Origin of the sequence: Limnohabitans sp. T6-5 (assembly GCF_003063315.1) — a bacterium.
In the GTDB taxonomy this organism is placed as follows: domain Bacteria; phylum Pseudomonadota; class Gammaproteobacteria; order Burkholderiales; family Burkholderiaceae_C; genus Limnohabitans_A.
In genome coordinates this window covers 513,001-531,823 of the sequence record NZ_NERV01000002.1, presented here as the reverse complement: position 1 = coordinate 531,823, position 18,823 = coordinate 513,001, and the positions used below count along the sequence as shown (strand labels likewise).

General features: G+C 56.9%; 13 protein-coding genes and 1 tRNA gene. 10 read left to right on the top strand and 4 right to left on the bottom strand.

Annotation, left to right across the window (positions count from 1 at the left end; all coding sequences use genetic code 11):
* Nucleotides 1–12 precede the first annotated feature (12 nt).
* The 9 genes from B9Z51_RS08075 to B9Z51_RS08035 all read left to right on the top strand — a co-directional run bounded on the left by B9Z51_RS08075 (nt 13) and on the right by B9Z51_RS08035 (nt 10,828).
* Nucleotides 13–1,083, top strand: coding sequence for a YhcG family protein (locus B9Z51_RS08075; RefSeq protein ID WP_233254882.1), 1,071 nt, complete (start codon nt 13–15; stop codon nt 1,081–1,083).
* Nucleotides 1,073–1,270, top strand: a complete 198-nt coding sequence (locus B9Z51_RS08070) for a hypothetical protein (RefSeq protein WP_108373514.1) — start codon at nt 1,073–1,075, stop codon at nt 1,268–1,270. The genes B9Z51_RS08075 and B9Z51_RS08070 overlap by 11 nt, the downstream gene beginning before the upstream one ends.
* On the top strand, nt 1,261–2,478 hold the full coding sequence (locus B9Z51_RS08065; protein ID WP_108373512.1) for a restriction endonuclease subunit S: 1,218 nt from the start codon (nt 1,261–1,263) through the stop codon (nt 2,476–2,478). Before B9Z51_RS08070 ends, B9Z51_RS08065 begins: the two co-directional genes overlap by 10 nt.
* A gap of 13 nt (nt 2,479–2,491) precedes the next feature.
* On the top strand, nt 2,492–3,451 hold the full coding sequence (locus B9Z51_RS18395) for a hypothetical protein (protein ID WP_158272850.1): 960 nt from the start codon (nt 2,492–2,494) through the stop codon (nt 3,449–3,451).
* 48 nt (nt 3,452–3,499) lie between these two features.
* Nucleotides 3,500–4,954 (top strand): Fic family protein, encoded by a 1,455-nt coding sequence (locus tag B9Z51_RS08055; protein ID WP_108373510.1) that lies wholly within the window; start codon nt 3,500–3,502, stop codon nt 4,952–4,954.
* Between the two features lie 121 nt (nt 4,955–5,075).
* On the top strand, nt 5,076–6,254 hold the full coding sequence (locus tag B9Z51_RS08050; RefSeq protein ID WP_108373508.1) for an AAA family ATPase: 1,179 nt from the start codon (nt 5,076–5,078) through the stop codon (nt 6,252–6,254).
* Complete coding sequence (locus tag B9Z51_RS08045) at nt 6,247–6,945, top strand: hypothetical protein (protein ID WP_108373506.1); 699 nt, start codon at nt 6,247–6,249, stop codon at nt 6,943–6,945. The genes B9Z51_RS08050 and B9Z51_RS08045 overlap by 8 nt, the downstream gene beginning before the upstream one ends.
* A gap of 53 nt (nt 6,946–6,998) precedes the next feature.
* Nucleotides 6,999–10,127: a type I restriction endonuclease subunit R gene (locus B9Z51_RS08040; RefSeq protein WP_108373504.1), complete on the top strand. Its 3,129-nt coding sequence runs from the start codon at nt 6,999–7,001 to the stop codon at nt 10,125–10,127.
* The gene (locus B9Z51_RS08035; RefSeq protein WP_108373502.1) at nt 10,127–10,828 is read left to right on the top strand and encodes a M48 family metallopeptidase; all 702 of its coding nucleotides are present in this window, start codon (nt 10,127–10,129) and stop codon (nt 10,826–10,828) included. Before B9Z51_RS08040 ends, B9Z51_RS08035 begins: the two co-directional genes overlap by 1 nt.
* A gap of 15 nt (nt 10,829–10,843) precedes the next feature.
* Here B9Z51_RS08035 and mfd read toward each other — a convergent pair whose 3' ends face one another.
* From mfd to B9Z51_RS08015, 4 genes are all read right to left on the bottom strand, one after another.
* Nucleotides 10,844–14,338 carry a transcription-repair coupling factor gene (gene mfd, locus B9Z51_RS08030; protein ID WP_108373501.1) on the bottom strand — a complete coding sequence of 1,165 codons (3,495 nt, stop codon included), beginning with the start codon at nt 14,336–14,338 and terminating at the stop codon, nt 10,844–10,846.
* A gap of 289 nt (nt 14,339–14,627) precedes the next feature.
* A tRNA-Val gene (locus tag B9Z51_RS08025) sits at nt 14,628–14,704 on the bottom strand.
* Nucleotides 14,705–14,773: 69 nt separating this feature from the next.
* Nucleotides 14,774–17,014 carry a bifunctional (p)ppGpp synthetase/guanosine-3',5'-bis(diphosphate) 3'-pyrophosphohydrolase gene (locus B9Z51_RS08020; protein WP_199227485.1) on the bottom strand — a complete coding sequence of 747 codons (2,241 nt, stop codon included), beginning with the start codon at nt 17,012–17,014 and terminating at the stop codon, nt 14,774–14,776.
* A gap of 4 nt (nt 17,015–17,018) precedes the next feature.
* Nucleotides 17,019–17,948: an alpha/beta fold hydrolase gene (locus tag B9Z51_RS08015; RefSeq protein ID WP_233254881.1), complete on the bottom strand. Its 930-nt coding sequence runs from the start codon at nt 17,946–17,948 to the stop codon at nt 17,019–17,021.
* A gap of 101 nt (nt 17,949–18,049) precedes the next feature.
* Between B9Z51_RS08015 and B9Z51_RS08010 the strand changes: the two genes are divergently transcribed.
* Complete coding sequence (locus tag B9Z51_RS08010; RefSeq protein ID WP_108373497.1) at nt 18,050–18,820, top strand: 3-hydroxybutyrate dehydrogenase; 771 nt, start codon at nt 18,050–18,052, stop codon at nt 18,818–18,820.
* Nucleotides 18,821–18,823 lie beyond the last annotated feature (3 nt).

Genomic DNA, 18,823 nt, shown 5'->3' with positions numbered 1-18,823 from the left:
AAGCTTCCCGATGTGCAACTCCCCGTGGCCGAAGGGGTGAGCCAAATGCCGGCTGACTATGGCACTTGGTTGCTTCATATCAAGCAGCTTGTGGCGCAAGAACGTGTCCGTATGGTCATGTCCGCCAACGCTGCGTTGGTCTTGCTGTATTGGGACATTGGGCGAGCCATCCTTAACAAGCAAGAAGCCCAAGGCTGGGGCACGCGTGTCATTGACCGGCTTTCGCACGATCTCAAGCAAGCTTTTCCGCAGATGAGCGGTTTTTCGCCCCGCAACCTCAAATACATGCGCAGCTTTGCCAGCGCATGGCCCGAGCGAGCAATTGTGCAACGCACCGTTGCACAATTACCTTGGCGAAGCAACCTCATCCTGCTGGAGAAGCTGGACACGCCCGAGCAGCGCCTTTGGTACGCAGAAAAAGCCATTGCCCAAGGTATGAGCAAAGACGTTCTGGCGTTGCAAATTGAATCGCAATGGCACGCACGCCAAGGCAGCGCGTCACACAACTTTGCTGTTGCGCTGCCGCCTGCTGAATCTGACATGGCCGCGCAAGCCTTCAAAGACCCCTACCTGTTTGACTTTTTAGGCACAGCCCCACTGCGCCGCGAAGCCGAGTTGGAGCAAAAACTGGTGGATCACATCCAGCATTTCCTGCTGGAACTGGGGCAAGGCTTTGCCTTTGTGGGTAAGCAAGTGCACCTTGAACTGGGTGGGCGTGACTTTTACCTTGATCTTTTGTTCTACCACCTGCATTTGCGTTGCTATGTCGTTGTCGAACTCAAGGCAGGTGAATTTGAGCCAAGTCACGTTAGCCAGCTCAATATCTACCTGAAAGCTGTGGACGACCTGCTGCGCCACCAAGACGACAAACCCACCATTGGCTTGCTGCTGGTGAAGAACAAAAATAAAACACTGGTCGAGTACGCCCTGTCAGGCCACACCAAACCCATGGGCGTGGCCAACTGGATGCAGCAACTCCAGCAAGCTTTGCCTGACGAGTTCAAGACCAGCCTGCCTACGGTGGAAGAAATCGAATCCGAATTGCAAATCGACTTTGGCTCAGGGGACGGGCATGACAATTGAACACAGCCCCAGCCTGTGCTCCAGCCTGCAAGCCGAGCTGGACCGCGTGAGCCAAACCCTGACCCGCCGCATCCGCGAGCTGGCCGAGCGCTACGCCACGACGCTGCCTGCGTTGGCTGGTGAAGTGGAAGCGGGGTCGGTGAAGGTGGGAGTGCACCTCAAGCGAATGGGGGTTATATGGAAGTGATGGTTCGAGAAGTATGGCAAGTTGCGACGCTCTCGTCTTTAGCCGAAAAAATAATGGTTGGTATTGCAAGTGCTGCTACCCATGCGTATCGCGCTAAGGGCATACCAATGTTTCGCAATCAGAATATTAAATCCGGATATTTGGAAGACAGTGATTTGTTGTTTATCACCCCAGAATACGAGGCCGCTTTTCGAAATAAGCGGCTGCGCACTGGTGATTTAGTCACGATGCGGACTGGATACCCGGGTGTGACCGCCATAGTTCCTGCTCAGTATGACCAATCCCAGAGTTTTACGACACTCATCACTCGTCCCAAAAAAGATGCGATTGATAGTTTGTTTTTGTGCCATTACATAAACTCTGAGTTTGGAAAAAAATTTTTTGAGCAGAGTCAAATCGGCGGAGCACAAAAGAATGTGAACGCAAGCACTTTGCGAGGAATGCCAATACCGGTTCCGCCGCGTCAAGAGCAACTTGCAATTGGCCTAGCCATTTCAGACCTCGATGCCCTGATCGCCGGACTGGAAAAACTGATCGCCAAAAAGCGCGACCTCAAACAAGCCGCCATGCAACAACTCCTCACCGGCCAAACCCGCTTGCCGGGGTTCAGTGGGGAGTGGGAGCTGCGACAGCTCGTGCAGTTAGGTACATTTTTAAAAGGCAGTGGTGTCAAACGTGATGAAGCAATGTCGGGTGAGCTTCCATGCGTTCGATACGGTGAGATTTATACCGTTCATAGCGACGTGGTGCGAACATTTCATTCACGCATATCTCCGCAAGTTGCAGCAAAAGCAACGCGCATCCAAAAAGGCGATTTGCTGTTCGCAGGATCTGGTGAAACCAAAGCCGAAATTGGGAAATGCGTTGCAATGGCGTTACCGATGGAGGCCTATGCCGGCGGCGACATCGTGATCTTGCGTCTTCGAAGCGGTAACCCATCATTCTTTGGCTACCTCTTGAATACACCCGCGGTCGTGCGCCAGAAATCTAATCTTGGGCAGGGCGATGCTGTCGTTCACATCAGCGCGCTTGCACTATCGAGCATAGAGGTAGGAGTGCCAAGCATAGAGGAGCAAACTGCCATCACTACAGTCCTTTCTGATATGGATCTAGCGCTCTCAGCACTCAAAGACCGCCTTGCCAAAACCCGTGAACTCAAGCAGGGGATGATGCAAGTGCTTCTGACTGGTCGAACTCGCTTGGTCTGAACGAAAGAAATACGTGTCTATTCTTCAAAATGCAATCGACTCCATTCAAATCGGGGTTGAAGACTTTCAGAGTACAGATCAAAGACGGCAGGTATCCGCATTGCGCAACATCGTCGCTGGTATGTTGCTTTTGATGAAGGAAAAACTCTGTGAGTTGTCACCCGCCCACGACAAAGAGCTGCTGATCAAAAAAGAAATTCTTCCTGAACAGTTGGCAGATGGAACTGTTGTGTTCAAGGGCAGGGGCAAGAAAACGGTTGATGTTTTACAGATTGAAGAACGCTTATCCAGCCTGAATGTGGTTGTTGACTGGAAGCGTTTGAATGAGATAACTAAGCTGCGAAATGATTTGGAGCATTACTACACCGACAGATCACCGGACGCGGTCCGTGAGATCGTTGCCAAGTCGTTTTTAATTCTGCGTGACTTTGCGGTGAGTGCGCTGGATGAAGATCCAATTGAATTGTTTGGCGTTGACTGCTGGAGTGCCTTGTTAGAAACCAATGATGTCTACGCGGCAGAGGAGAAGGCTTGCCACGAAAGCATCCAGAAAATTAATTGGAAATATTCGACTGTTGAGGATGCGCTCAAAGAATTACGCTGTCCCGCTTGCCATTCCTCGCTGATTGAGTCAACAAATGAAACGGATACCTACCCAGATATCGGGCTTCGTTGCAAATCCTGCAGTCATGACTTCCAGTTTGAGGAGGTAATTGAAGAGTGCATAAGTGACTTGCTTTCAGGCGCCGCACATCATGCGATTAAAGATGGTGGTGATTCACCTTACGGAAAGTGTCCGCATTGCTTCAAAGACACCTACATCTTTGAAGAAAACTGCTGTGTTGCTTGCGAAGATGAGCTTGAATTCACTGAATGCATTCGATGCGAGACTTCGCTTGGTTTAGATGATCAGTTCAATGATGGTCTTTGCGGATATTGCCAATACGTTTATGAAAAAAGCATGGACGATTGATCGTTGCTGTGCATGAACTAAGCCAAGACATTCAACAGACTGATTCACATGACCGAAACCGACCTCCAGCAAGCGTTGGCCCGTTGCGAAGACAGCCACCACCAGTTCAAGCGCGATGCCACCAATGCCGACGGCATGGCGGCCGAGCTGGCTGCGTTGGCCAATAGCGGCGGGGGCACGGTGTTTTTGGGTGTGGCTGATGACGGCAGCATAGCCGGGCTGAATGCGGCCGATGTGCGGCGTTTGAACCAGCTGATCAGTAACGCGGCCAGCCAGCATGTGCGCCCGCCGCTGCACCCGCAAACCCACAACGTGCAAACCGCCCAAGGCTTGGTGCTGGTGGTGTCGGTGCCCGATGGGCTGAACAAACCATATATGGACCTGCAAGGCCGTGTGTGGGTGAAAAGCGGGGCCGACAAGCGCCATGTGACGGCGCGTGAAGAAATGCAGCGCATGTTCCAGCGCGGCGGGCTGCTGCAGGCCGACCAGGTGCCGGTGCGCAACGCCACGGTGGCCGACATCGACGAGCGGGCCTTTGGCCGCTACTTCGAGCGGCGCTATGGCCAAAGCCTGAGCGCAGCAGGCTTGTCCGTGGCCCAGCTGATGGAAAACCTGCAACTGGCGCACGGTGGTGTGCCCAACTTGGCGGGCGTGCTGCTGTTTGGCAAGCACCCGCAGCGGCTGCTGCCGGTGTGCCAGATGGGCGCAGTGTGGTTTCCGGGTACGCATTTGGGCGACACGCGCTACCTGGACAGCGAAAACATCGACGGCCCGCTGGACGAGCAGTTTGAGCGGGGCATGGCTTTCATCAAGCGCAGCTTGCACAAGGTTCAGGCGGGCAGGGGCTTTAACACGCTGGGCCAGTTGGAGCTGCCCGAAGAGGCTTTGGTGGAGCTGCTGGTGAACGCCTTGGTGCACCGCGACTTTTTGGTCAGCGCCACCATTCGGCTGTTTGTGTTCTCCGACCGGGTAGAGATCATCAGCCCCGGCCATTTGCCCGACAGCCTGACGCCCGAGCAAATCCGTACGGGTGTGTCCAACCGCCGCAACCAGGTGCTGGCCGAGCACGCGGCGCATATCTTGCCCTACCGTGGCATGGGCACGGGCGTGCCCCGGGCACTGAACGCTTGGCCCCAAATTGATTTGGTGGATGAGCCAGAAATCAACCAGTTTCGGGCGGTGGTTTGGCGGACGGTGGCTGCTTCGGTGGTTTCTACCGAAGTCACCCCCGAAGTCGCCCCCGAAGTCACCCCCGAAGTCACCCCCGAAGTTGGGCGATTGCTGCAAGTGTTGGTTGGGGAGATGAGTCGGGCCGAGCTTATGGCCAGTCTGGGTCTCAAGGATGAAAAACACTTCCGTGAAAGTTACCAGCAGGCCGCAGTGACCACGGGCTTGGTGGAAATGACCATCCCCGACAAGCCGCAAAGCCGCAACCAAAAATACCGGCTGACTGCAGCTGGCAGGGCCTTGGCTCGAGATGGCGATGCCAACGGACCAGCTTAATATGGGTAAAACTGGTGCTTATCATGCACAGGTGATGCGTGCGCTTGCCAGCAGGGTGTGCTGGCAAAATGGCAAGTAATTTTCCGAAAATAGATAAAACTTTTAATCGACAGGTTTACTCATGATCCGAACCATTCAAATAGACGGTTTCAAGTCCGTTCATTCGCAAGAGTTATCGTTGGGCAGATTGAATTGTTTTATTGGTGCCAACGGTGTGGGTAAAAGCAATGTGCTCGAAGCTATTGGAGTCCTTGGTGCTGCGGCCAATGGGGTCGTGGACGATGAAGCGCTGATGCGGCGTGGTGTGCGTGCTGGGTTGCCTCGGTTGTTCAAAAGTTCGTTTGCCTCAGAGCGCACACCTGCGCACATTGGTGTTTCAGCGCAAGGCGGGCAAGCGGAGACTTACCGCGTGTCACTTCTCAATCCATTGGATGCACCTGAACCTGCCTGGTCATTTAAAACAGAGTTTTTGAGTGATGGACAAAATGACATCGTTTCTGACGGTGTGCGCAACAAGAAAAACCTTAATCCTCAAGCAGGCCTTGCCGCATTGAAGTTGGTTGATGTGGCGTCAGATAATCCTGCAGCCAAATTGATGCAGTGTTTGCAAAACTATGCCATTTATTGCCCCAACACACCTACGTTGCGAGGCATCAGCCCTGACCTTCAAGCCCGTGATCCAGTGGGGCTCAGCGGCGGTCAATTGGCTGAGGGATTTGAAGATATCCAGAGACGATTTTTTGATGACCCTAGCGGCGTGCTGGATGAAGTCTTGGAGCTGATCGATTGGGTTGCGGATGTTCAATCCACAAGTCACGGTGCAGGTTTGCTGTCACCCAAGGTGCCCCGCACCAAAGTGATGCTGAAATTTACCGATCGTTTCATGATGAAGAGTCGAAACGAGTTGACAGCTTATGACGCCAGTGAGGGCGCTTTGTATGTGATTTTTTGTGCTGTGCTGTGCCTGGCTTACAAGTCACCTTCCTTGTTTGCCATTGACAACTTGGATCAGGCGCTGAATCCGCGGTTGGTTTCAAGTTTGGTGCGCAGGCTTTCGGGTTGGTTGCGTGCTGGCGGAGAAGATCGGCAAATGCTTTTCACTGCGCACAACCCAGCGGTGTTGGACGGCTTGGATTTGACCGATCCTGAGATTCGCCTTTTTGTGGTGGAGCGCAACAGCAATGGCTTGACGTGCATTCGTCGGTTGGAAATGACTCCAGAACTGACGGCGCTGAATCAAAACTATCCGCTATCGCGCCTTTGGATGATGGGCAATTTAGGAGCGGTGCCCAATGTCTGATTTGCGCATTGCCTTGGTGGCGGAGGGGCCAACAGATTACGTGCTCATAGAAGCTGCATTGAAAGCGGTTCTTGGTCCACAAACTTTTATCTTGACTCAGTTGCAACCAGAGGTCACAAGCCCCTCTTTTGGCGGTGGGTGGGGCGGTGTCTTGAAATGGTGCGTGGCCACGGCTCAGCGTTACACGGGATCATTGGATGATGACCCGTTGCTGAAAAACTTCGATTTGTTGATCATCCATTTAGACACAGATGTTGCTCACCAAAATTACGCCGATTGTGGGGAGACTGTTGAAGCCATAGCTGCGAACAAGAATTGGCCAAGATTGCCTTGTAGTCAGCCATGCCCACCTGTCGCTGCAACATGCGTGGCGCTGCAAGCTGTACTGATGGGCTGGCTCAATCCTGCTGTATTGGGATCTAAAACAGTCGTGTGCTTACCTGCTCAATCTACAGGAGCTTGGTTGGCGGCTGCGGTGCTGCCTTCCACTCATGCGTTGTTGAGTAACGTGGAATGCAATCTGGCTTTAGAGGATTCCTTGGGGTACTTACCAAAGCAGCTGAAGGTCAAGAAAAGTGTTCCTGGATACCGAGCCAAGGCAGATGCTATTCACCAATATTGGAGTCAAGTTAAAGCGTTGTGCAGTCAAGCCGCACAGTTTGAAAGCGCTGTTCAAGCTGCATTGCCTTGATCCCTGCTGCGAGAAACGCCCAACTTAAAAATTGAATAAAAAAGGATGTCTGCATGAGCACAGCATTGCGGCCCGAGCGCGTCACTCAAAACCGCTTGGTCGAGCGCATCACCCGGCCTGTGGCCCAAGGTGGCTTGGGTTACGCCTATTTGGGCGACTGGAGCCAGCGCGACGGCAACCGCTGTGTTGAGTTGGACCTGTTGCGTGCCAGCCTGCAAAAGCGGGGTTATTCAGCGGCTCATATTTCGCAGGCCTTGACCAAGTTGCAAGCAGTAACCGATGTGACGGGCATCACGCTGTACCAGGCCAATTTGCGCACTTACCAGCTGCTGCGCTACGGCGTACCCGTGCAGGTGGCTGCAGGCGCTGCGCACGAGACTGTGCACCTGATTGACTGGGCCAACCCGCAGGCCAATGACTTTGGTTTGGCCCAAGAGGTCACGCTCAAAGGTGGTCACGAACGTCGCCCTGACGTGGTGCTGTACATCAACGGCATGGCCGTGGTGGTGCTGGAGCTCAAGCGCGGCTCTGTGGAGGTGGCCGATGGCATTCGCCAGCTCAACACCAACCAGGAGGCGATCTTTAACCAAGGCTTTTTCAGCACGGTGCAGCTGACTTTGGCGGGCAACGATTCGCAGGGCTTGCGCTATGGCACGGCGGGAACGCCAGAGAAGTTTTATGTGGAGTGGAAGCACCACCCCCTGGGCATGCCGGGTGCGGCCAGCGATTTGGCCGCTGGCAGTTTGTTGGATGAGCCTTTGGCGCAAATGTGCGAGCCCACTCGTTTGCTGGATTTGATGCGCAATTTTGTGGTGTTTGACGCGGGCCAAAAGAAGGTGCCGCGCCTGCACCAATACGAGGGCATCAAGGCGGCGCAGTTGCGCATCAAGATGCGCGAGGGCGGTGTGATCTGGCACACCCAGGGCAGCGGCAAGAGCATTTTGATGGTGCTGCTGGCCAAGTGGATTTTGGAAAACGAGCCCGATGCGCGGGTGCTGATCGTGACCGACCGGGACGAGCTGGACAAGCAGATCACCGGGGTGATGAAAAACGCTGGGGTAATCAGTGCGGATGCACCGTCACCACGAATCACCAGCCGCCGCGAGTTGGTAGACATGCTGTCCCAGCCTGCGCCCAGGTTGATGTGCGCCTTGATCCACAAGTTTGATGCCGCCGACCTGAAGGGCGACCCGCCGCCCGTGAAGGGCCGCTTTTATGTGTTTGTGGACGAATGCCACCGCACCCAGGGCGGCGACATGAACAAGCAGATGAAGCGCTGGATGTCGTCGGCCGTGTTCATTGGCTTCACCGGCACGCCGTTGCTGCGCAAAGACAAGCAAACCACACGCGATGTGTTTGGCACCTACATCCACACCTACAAGTTTCACCAAGCGGTGGAAGACAAGGTGGTGCTGGACCTGAAATACGAAGCCCGCACGGTGCCCCAGCAGCTGACCAACAAAAAGGCGGTGGACGATTGGTTTGAAACCAAGACCCGTGGGCTGAACAATTACAAAAAGTCGGAGTTGCGCCGTCACTGGGCGACGATGGAAAGCTTGATGAGCGCGGGTGAGCGCAAGGGCCGCATCGTGGCAGACATCATTCACGACTTTGGCGTGAAGCCCCGACTGGACAACAATCGGGGCACCGCCATTTTGGTGGCGGCGTCCATTTACGACGCCTGTCACTATTTGCGCTTGTGCAGGAATACGAGCTTTGGTGATTACTGCGGCATCATCACTTCGTACCAGCCTAACCACAACGCGATTTCTCGTGAACCGCCCAAGAGCGATGAGCGTTACAAGTTCGACACCTACACACAGCATGTGCTGGCCAAAGACCAGACGACCAAGCAGTACGAAGACGAGATGAAGCGCCGCTTCATCGATGAGCCTGCCAACCTGAAGCTGTTGATTGTGGTGAGCAAGCTGCTCACGGGTTTTGATGCGCCCAGCTGCACCTACATTTATCTGGACAACGAACTGCGGGACCACAACCTCTTTCAGGCCATTTGCCGCACCAACCGCCTGGATGGTGAGGACAAGGATTACGGCCACATCGTTGACTACAAAGAGTTGTTCCAGAATGTGCAAAACGCGATTGCGGTCTACACCTCTGACGAGTTGGACATTGACGACACCGATGGCGATGACGGCAACGTGATCGTGAAAGACTGGCTCAAAGAAGGCAAAGCGAAGCTGGATGCGGCACGCGAGGCGTTGAGCTATTTGTGTGCGCCCGTGTCTTCGCCCAAAGACATTGAGCAGTTCATTCACTACTTTTGTGGCCACGCCAGCGACTCCGAGGCGCTGACCAACACCGAGCCGCTGCGCATCACGTTTTACAAATCTGTCTCCACCTTTGTGCGGGCCTATGCCGATTTGGCGCAAAACTTGGCCGAGGCTGGCTACTCGCCTGCCGATGTGCAGGCCTTGCAAAAAGAGGCTGACTTTTACGCCGAGGTGCGTGAGGCCATCAAAATGCACTCGGGCGAAGAGTTTGACATCAAGCCTTACGAGGCCGACATGCGGCACTTGATCAATACCTACATTCAGGCCGATTCGGCTCATGTGCTGGGTGACCTGGAAACCTTGTCGTTGACCGACTTGATCATCAAAACCGGCATTCACGACGCGATTGCCCAAAAGCTCAATGCCAAGGGCAAGGCGTCTCGGGATTCGATTGCCGAGGGCATCATCAACAACGTGCGAAAAACCATCATTCGCGACCGTCTGACCGACCCGCGTTTTTACGACCAGATGTCCAAGTTGTTGGACGATCTGATCAAGCAAAAGCGTGACGATACCGAGGCTTATGAAGCGTTCTTGCTCAATGCAGAGGTGCTGGTGAAGAAGTTGGCCAAAGGCCAATCAGATACGGGTTTGCCGCAAGCCTTGCAGGGCAACCGCGAAGCGACGGTGCTCTACAACAACTTGATCAACATCCTGCAAGCGGATGAGGAAGGGTTGCAGGCGGCAGAGCCAAGGCCGGAATATGGCGATGAGCGTGCACAAATGGCCTTGCGCCTGGACATTGCCATCAAAGCACAAGCCCCTGCGGGCTGGCGCGGTGACCAGGTCAAAGAAAGCGTGGTGCTCAACACCATCCACCGAACACTGGGAAAGGGTCGCGAGGCGACTTTGGCCGTGTTTGACATCGTCAAAAACCAAGCGGGTTATTGATGACCGATGTGATCGAGCTGGGTGACATCACGATCTCGGTGACGTTCAAGGCCATCATGAACGTGCATTTGACGGTGCACCCGCCAGATGGACAGGTGTCTCTGGTGGCCCCGCTAGGAACCCGGCCCGAGGTGGTGCGGGCTTATGCCATCACGCGCTTGGGTTGGATTCGGCAGCAACAAGCCACGCTGGGTGCCCAGGCCCGGGAAACCCCACGCCAGTATGTGGAGCGCGAAAGCCATTACCTGTGGGGTCGGCGTCATTTGTTGAATGTCGTTGAAGGGGAGGGCAAGGCCTTTGTAACGTTGGACCACAAACGCATCACCTTGCATGTGCGCCCGGGCAGCGATGCAGCCAAACGCGCCGAAGTGCTGCACGAGTGGCGCAAGCGGCTGTTGCACGATGTGGTGCCGGGCTTGATCGCCAAATGGCAGCCGCGTCTAGGCGTGCAGGTGTCGGGTTACTTTTTGCAGCGCATGAAAACGCAATGGGGCAGCTGCAACCACGCGGCGGGCAATATCCGGCTCAACACAGAGTTGGTGAAAAAGCCCAAGGATTTGCTGGAATACGTGGTCGTTCACGAAATGGCTCACTTGCTAGAGCCGACCCACAGCGAGCGCTTTGCGGCGCTGCTGGATTTGCATTACCCGACATGGCGAGAGGCCAGGGCAGAGCTCAACGAGCTGCCGCTGGCCTCGTAACAGAGGCTAAAAGCCTCAAGCCGCCGAAGCCTCTACCTTCGGCTGCCCCAAACTCCGCAACACATCCCGCACCATCTGCGCTCGCGCTTTCGGGTCGGGCAGTTCGCGTTCGATGCGAATTTTGTCGTTGCCCGCCAGCTTAATGTGTTTGTTTTTCTGGATCAAACCAATGATGGCCATGGGGTCCACGGGTGGGTTGGGCTTGAAGGTGATCTGGATGACGCCCGGCGCGGCGTCGACCTTGATGACGCCATAGGGCTGGGTCAGCACGCGCAGGCGGTGCACATCCACCAGCGTTTGCGCTTGAGGGGGCAGTTTGCCAAAGCGGTCGACCAGCTCTTCGAGCAGGGCGTCGATCTGGTCGCTGGTTTTGGCGGTGGCCAGCTTTTTGTAGAAAGACAGGCGCAGGTGCACGTCGCCGCAGTAGTCGTTGGGCAGCAGGGCGGGGGCGTGCAGGTTGATGTCGGTGGTGACCGACAGGGGGCTGAGCAAATCGGGCTCTTTGCCTGCTTTGAGGCTGCGCACCGCTTCGGACAGCATTTCGTTGTAGAGCTGAAAACCCACTTCGAGCATGTTGCCACTCTGGTTTTCTCCCAGTACCTCGCCCGCGCCGCGGATCTCCAGGTCGTGCATGGCCAGGTAAAAGCCGCTGCCCAGCTCTTCCATCTGCTGGATCGCATCCAGCCGCTGGGCCGCTTGTTTGGTCAGGCCTTCGATCTCAGGCACCATCAAATACGCATAGGCTTGGTGGTGCGAACGGCCCACACGCCCGCGCAGCTGGTGCAGCTGGGCCAGGCCAAATTTGTCGGCGCGGCTGATGACGATGGTGTTGGCCGTGGGCACGTCGATGCCGGTCTCGATGATGGTCGAGCACAGCAAGATGTTGTAGCGCTGGGCCACAAAGTCGCGCATCACGCGCTCCAGCTCCCGCTCGGGCATTTGGCCGTGGGCCACGGCGATGCGGGCTTCGGGCAGGATCTCTTCGAGCTTTTGCTTGCGGTTCTCGATGGTCTCGACCTCGTTGTGCAAAAAGTAGCACTGGCCGCCGCGCTTGAGTTCGCGCAGCACCGCCTCGCGGATCACGCCCGTGCCTTCGTTGCGCACAAAGGTCTTGATGGCCAGGCGACGTTGCGGCGCAGTGGCAATCACGCTCAAATCGCGCAGGCCCTCCAAAGCCATGCCCATGGTGCGGGGGATGGGCGTGGCGGTGAGTGTGAGTACATCGACCTCGGCCCGCAGGCCTTTCATGGCCTCTTTGTGGCGCACGCCAAAGCGGTGTTCCTCGTCGATGATGAGCAGGCCCAAGTCGTGGAATTTGGTCGATTCGCTGAGCAGCTTGTGTGTGCCCACCACGATGTCCACCGTGCCGTCGGCAAGGCCTTTGAGGGCGGCGGTGACTTCTTTGCCCGAACGAAAGCGCGAGACTTCGGCCACCTTGACAGGCCATTTGGCAAAGCGGTCTTTGAGCGTCTGGTAGTGCTGCTCGGCCAGCAGCGTGGTGGGTGCCAGCAGGGCGACTTGTTTGCCGCCCGTGACGGCCACAAAGGCGGCACGCAGCGCCACTTCGGTCTTGCCAAAACCCACATCGCCGCAGACCAAGCGGTCCATGGGGCGGGGGCTGATCATGTCTTGAATCACGCAGTGGATGGCCGCCTTTTGGTCGGCGGTTTCTTCAAAGCCAAAGTCGTTGGCAAAGGTTTCGTAGTCTTGTGGGCTGTAGCGGAAAGGGTGGCCTTCTCGGGCTGCGCGTCTTGCATAGATGTTGAGCAACTCGGCAGCGGCGTCGCGCACTTGCTCGGCGGCGCGGCGTTTGGCTTTTTCCCATTGGCCAGAGCCCAGTTTGTGCAGGGGCGCTTCGTCGGCGCTCACGCCTGTGTAGCGGCCAATCAGCTGCAACTGGCTCACGGGCACATAGAGCGTGGCCTGGTCGGCGTATTCCAAGTGCAAAAACTCTTGCAAGGCGGGCGTGCCGTCGGGGTTTTTCTGGCCCATGTCCATGTTGACCAGACCCCGGTATCGGCCAATGCCGTGGGCACTGTGCACCACCGGGTCGCCCACATTCAGCTCGCTCAGGTCTTTGATCAGCGCTTCAACGTCGCTGACCTGTTCCTGTTTTTTGCGGCGGCGGGTGACCGCCCCAGCCGCGAAGAGTTCGGTTTCGGTGACCAGGTCGATGTTGTGCTCGAACCAATGGAAACCGCTGACCAGTGCAGCGGTGGCCATGCCAACCTTTTCGTCGCCGGTCAAAAAATCTTCGAGGCTGTCAAAGACGGGGGGCGTGAGGCCGCTGGAGCGCACGAAGTCGAGCAGGCTCTCCCGTCGGCCATCGCTCTCGGCCAGGATCAGCACGCGGCTGGCACTGCTGCGGATGTGCGCCTGCAGTCGCGACAGCGGATCTTCGGCACCGCGCACCACCGTCAGCTCGGGCAGGGTTTGGGCAAGGGCGTTGTCCGCCACATCGCTGGTGCCTGAGCGCAGTGCCAGTTGCGCATGACCGTTGGTCAGCGTGTAGAACTGCTCGGCGCTCAAAAACAGCGATTCGGGCGGCAGCACAGGCCGCTCAGGGTCGCCTTGAACCAAACGGTAGCGGTCTTTGGTGTCTTGCCAAAAGCGCTGGAAGGCCGGTTCCAAATCGCCATGCAGCACCACCGTGGCGGCATCCGCTTGACCTGCGCCCAGGTAGTCGAACACCGTGGCGGTTTCTTCAAAAAACAGTGGCAGGTAGTACTCGATGCCCGCCGTGGCCACGCCGTTGCCCATGTCTTTGTAAATGCGGCTTTTGGTCGGGTCGCCTTCGAGCAGTTCGCGCCAGCGGCTCCTGAATCGCGCACGCGCTGTCTCGTCCATCGGAAACTCGCGCCCGGGCAGCAGGCGCACCTCGGGCACGGGGTAGAGGCTGCGCTGGCTGTCGGGGTCAAAAGTGCGGATGCTGTCGATTTCGTCGTCGAACAGGTCCACCCGGTAAGGCACCAACGAGCCCATGGGGAACAAATCAATCAAGCCGCCGCGCACCGCGTATTCGCCAGGGCTGACCACCTGGCTCACATGCGAGTAGCCCGCCAAGGTCAGTTGGGCCTTGAGCTGCGCTTCGTCGAGTTTTTGCTTGACCTTGAATTCAAAGGTGTAGCCCGCCAAAAAAGACGGTGGCGCCAGCCGGTACAGCGCGGTGGTGGCGGGCACCAGTACCACGTCGGCGCTCTCGGCATGGTTGCGCTGCTTGATGCGCCAGAGCGTGGCGAGCCGCTCTGAGATCAAGTCCTGGTGCGGCGAGAAGGTGTCATACGGCAGAGTTTCCCAGTCGGGGAACATCACGCAACGCAGATCGGGTGCAAAAAACACCAGCTCGTCCATCAGGCGCTGGGCGTCTGCCGCGTCGCTGGTGACGATCGCGGTCAACTTGCCTGTTTTTTTCTCGCGCTCGGCCAGTTGGGCCAGCAAGACCGCATCGGCTGACCCAGCAGGGCGGGGCAGGGTGAATCGTTTGCCGGTAGAAAGACTTGGAAGTTGCATGACAGACGCGATTGAAAAAAGCAAAGCACCCCCCGCTGAGGAGGCGGGGGGTGTGGGAATTTTGAATTGCGGTGATTTTAGGGGCTTCGTGCCAGTCTTGTAGATCGGCGGATGAAGAGCCCAGCATCTTTAGAAGTGCTAAGCGGCGAGAGGTGGTGCGATCGAAAGCCGTGAATTTGTCGGCTGACTTTTCCCTCATGATCTGCGTGGCTTGAAGAAAGCCGCGCAACCAGAACATAAAAAAAGCACTTGGCGTTTCCGCGAAGTGCTTTTTAATTCCTACCAAATTTGGTAGGCGCGACTAGATTCGAACTAGCGACCCCCACCATGTCAAGGTGGTGCTCTAACCAACTGAGCTACGCGCCTAAGAGACTTGAATTATAGCAGTGATTTTTCGTGTTTCTAAGCTGGGTTGAAAGATTGAAGCACTTTTAATCAGCGTCTTCGGGCATGGCGCACACCTTTGACGCCCCGCACACTGCCAAGTACCTTGGTGAGCAAGGCCGAGTCTGAAATTTCGACCGTGAAGGTCATCCAGGCCATGCCTTTGATGGACTGGGTTTGCACGCCAATGACATTCATCTTTTCTTTGGAAAAAACTTCTGAAATGTCACGCAGCAAGCCTTGGCGGTCAATCGCCTCGACCGCCACATCGACGGGATAGACCGATGCATCGGGTCCGGGTTTGCGCTCGCCCCAACGAACTTCGATCACACGTTCCGGATTGCGCCTGGTCAGTTCGCGAAAGTTGCTGCAATCTTGCCGATGAATGCAGACCCCCTTGCCTCGGGTCACAAAGCCCTGGATGGCGTCAGGTGGGGCAGGTTTGCAGCAACGGGACAGTTGCGTGAGCAAAGAGTCCACGCCCACGACGAGCACGCCCGAAGGGGATTTGTTGCGGCTGCCACGCGATTTGCGCAAGACGATTTCATCGGGCGTGAGCGCAGGTTCTGGCGGTTTGAGCAATACCTCGATGTTGCGCAGCGAATATTCGTCTTTGCCCACCACCTCAAACAGACCGTCTGCCGACTTGAAGCCCAATTGGCTGGCCAGGTCTTCCAGGCGCATGGCTGTGCGGCCTTCACGTTGCAGCAGTTTTTCGACCGCCTCACGGCCGCGTGCAATGTTTTCGCTGCTGATTTGCGCATTGAACCAGGCCCGGACTTTGGCGCGCGCACGGTGGCTGGCCAGGTATCCCAACTCGGGGTTGAGCCAATCGCGTGATGGGCCGCCTTCCTTGATGGCTGTGACTTCCACAGTTTGACCATTGGCCAGGGGGGTGTTCAGCGGCACCATGGCGCCATCGACCTTGGCCCCTCGGCAGCGATGCCCCAAATTGGTGTGCACGGTGTAGGCAAAATCAATCGGCGTGGCGCCCTGTGGCAACTCAACCACCGCAGCATCGGGGGTGAGCACATAGATGCGGTCATCGAACAAGCCCTGAGCATTGGCAGCGCCAGAGAGGTCGCGCTCCCAGGCCAGCAGCTGCCGAAGCACGGCGATCTTCGCGTCATAGTCGCTGGTGGCTGAAACCCCGGCATAGCCTTTGGCGCCTGCCTCCTTGTAGGCCCAGTGTGCCGCTACACCGTGCTCAGCATGGTCGTGCATGGCCTGTGTGCGGATCTGGACTTCGATCGGCCGACCATCCACGTCGCGCACCACGGTGTGCAGCGATTGGTAGCCATTGGCCTTGGGTTTGGCGATGTAGTCGTCAAACTCTTCAGGTATCGGCGAAAAGTGTTCATGTACCCAGCTGAGCACCTGGTAGCAATCGGAGACGCCAGGCACGACCACGCGCAGGGCTCGGATGTCAAATACCCGGTCAAACGAGAGCGACTTGCCACGCATTTTGCGCACGATGCTGTAAATGTGTTTTGGGCGGCCTTCCACCGTGGCATGGACGCCTTGCTCGGCCAGTTCCTGCTGCATGCGCTGGCGCAACTCGACCATGTACTTTTCGCGCTCTACCCGTTTTTCATCGAGGAGTTTGGCAATCTCTTTGTAAGTCACTGGCTCGAGAAAACGGAAAGACAGGTCTTCCAGCTCCCACTTGATTTGCCAGATACCCAAACGGTTGGCCAAGGGGGCAAACACCTGCAAAGACTCCCGGGCCAAGGCCGGGGGCACCGGCAGTTTGGTGGCGGCGTAGTGGCGCAGGGTTTGCATGCGCGAGGCCAGGCGCAGCATGACCACACGCAAATCGCGGCTGAAGGCCAGCAGCATCTTGCGCACGTTTTCGGTCTGAAGCTTGGGGTCGTCCACCAATTGGGCGCTGGTCTCGGCCGCTCGCGACAGGCGTTGCACATGCACCAGCTGGTTGGTGTGCATGGCCAATTGGGCCAGGTTGGGATCAAAGGCTTTGGCGATCACCTCTTCCGGCTTGTTCAGGTGCGGGCAGGCATAGACCAGGTAGCTGGCTGCCTGCATGAAACCCGACCCGCCGATCTCCGCCAGAATGCCTGCCACAGCATCGGCATGCGACAGGACGTTTTCACCGGTATCCAGCGACTCGCTGGCGATCAAGGATTCGGCAAAGGCGCGTGCTCTTGCCAGGGTGTCGGCCTGCCCGGCCACATCGCTTGCAGTGGCCACCATCACCGGCGGTAATGCGGATGCATGCAACTTGCCGGAGATGGCTGTTGGACTGGCTGAATGACTGGATGAGGGACTGACCATGGTTTTAATCAGCTAGCAAGAAGTTGGCCGCCACGTCGATCTGATGCGAACTTGTCAACGTCGGCGCATGGCCGATTCCGGCCCAGCTCTCCAAAGCAGCTCGGGGGCCTCGCTGTGTCATGCTCAGGGCGGTTTCAGCTGTCAGCAAATCAGAGTCCGCGCCGCGAATCAACAAGGTCTGCGCCTTGATCTGGTCGTACATCGTCCACAAAGCCGCCTCGCCAGCCATGGCCGCCTCGGGTGTCAAAGACCGCAAGGGCTGGCCTATGGCGGGGTCGTAATGCAAGGTCACAGTCCCATCCGCGCCAGGGCGGATCATGTGCGAAGACATGTCCAACCAGACCTCATCAGGCACGGGACCAAAGCCTTGCGAAATCGACCGCATGACCGCCGCAGCTTCTTTCAGATCCCCGTACTGGCCATAGTGGCCCACATATTGCTGCATGCGCTCTACAGACGACCAGGTGATAGCAGGCCCCACATCGTTGAGCACCAGGCGGCGGATCGGGGCAGGCAATGGCAGACCCGGTTGACCGGCCATCACCATGCCAATCAGCCCACCCATGCTGGTGCCCACCCAGTCCAGCGATTGCAGTGTTTGGCCGGAGCCCAACTGAGCGCTGATTTGCGCCAACATGGCCAGCATGTCTGAGGCATATTGCCCGATCTGATAGCCCATGGGGTCGCTCAGCCATTCACTGCGCCCACGCCCCACCACATCGGGGCAAATGACTTGCAAAGGCTCGACGCTGCGCGCCACCAGGGCTTGTGCCAAGCGGTCAAAGTCCCGACCTTGCCGAGTCAGGCCATGCACACACACCACCAAACGGCGGGCAGAGGCATCCCCCCAACGCCAATAGGCCATCCGGTGCAGGCCCTCAGGATGGGGGCAGGATACGAATTCAAGGCTGGTTGGGGTCAAGCTGTTGTTCATGACAATCGGAAACAATCTGATCGCACCAAGGGTCAAACTGCCCTTGTGCGGCGCCATAATGGACTTTTAAGCATCCTAATTCATCTTTCGGAGTGGAAATCATGTTGCAAGGTAAAACAGCGTTGATCACTGGTTCAACCAGCGGTATTGGTTTGGGCATTGCCAAGTCTTTGGCCAAGCAAGGGGCCAACATCATCCTGAACGGCTTTGGCGATACTGCAGGCCCTCAAGCCGAAATCGCAGCCTTGGGCGTCAAAGTGGCCTACCACGGCGCCGACATGAGCAAATCCAACGAGATCGAAGCCATGATGAAATTCGCGGCCGACACTTTTGGCCGTGTTGACATCCTGGTCAACAACGCTGGTATCCAGCATGTGGCCAAGATTGAAGACTTTCCAGTTGAGCGCTGGGACGCCATCATCGCCATCAATCTGACCAGCGCATTCCACGCTACGCGGCTGGCCTTGCCCGCCATGAAAGCTGCCAATTGGGGCCGCATCATCAACGTGGCCTCGGTACACGGCTTGGTGGGTTCGGCAGAAAAGTCCGCCTATGTTGCGGCCAAACACGGCATTGTCGGTCTGACCAAGGTCACGGCCCTGGAAACCGCCCCCACGGGTGTGACCTGCAACGCGATTTGCCCCGGCTGGGTGTTGACCCCCCTGGTGCAAAAACAGGTGGACGCCAAAGCAGCCGCCGCAGGTTTGACCAACGAAGAGGCCAAAAAATTGCTGTTGGGCGAAAAAGAGCCCTCGATGCAATTCACCACCCCCGAAGAGCTGGGCGAGTTGGCCGTGTTCTTTTGCTCTGCCGCAAGCAACAACGTGCGCGGCGTGGCCTGGAACATGGACGGTGGCTGGACGGCACAGTAAACC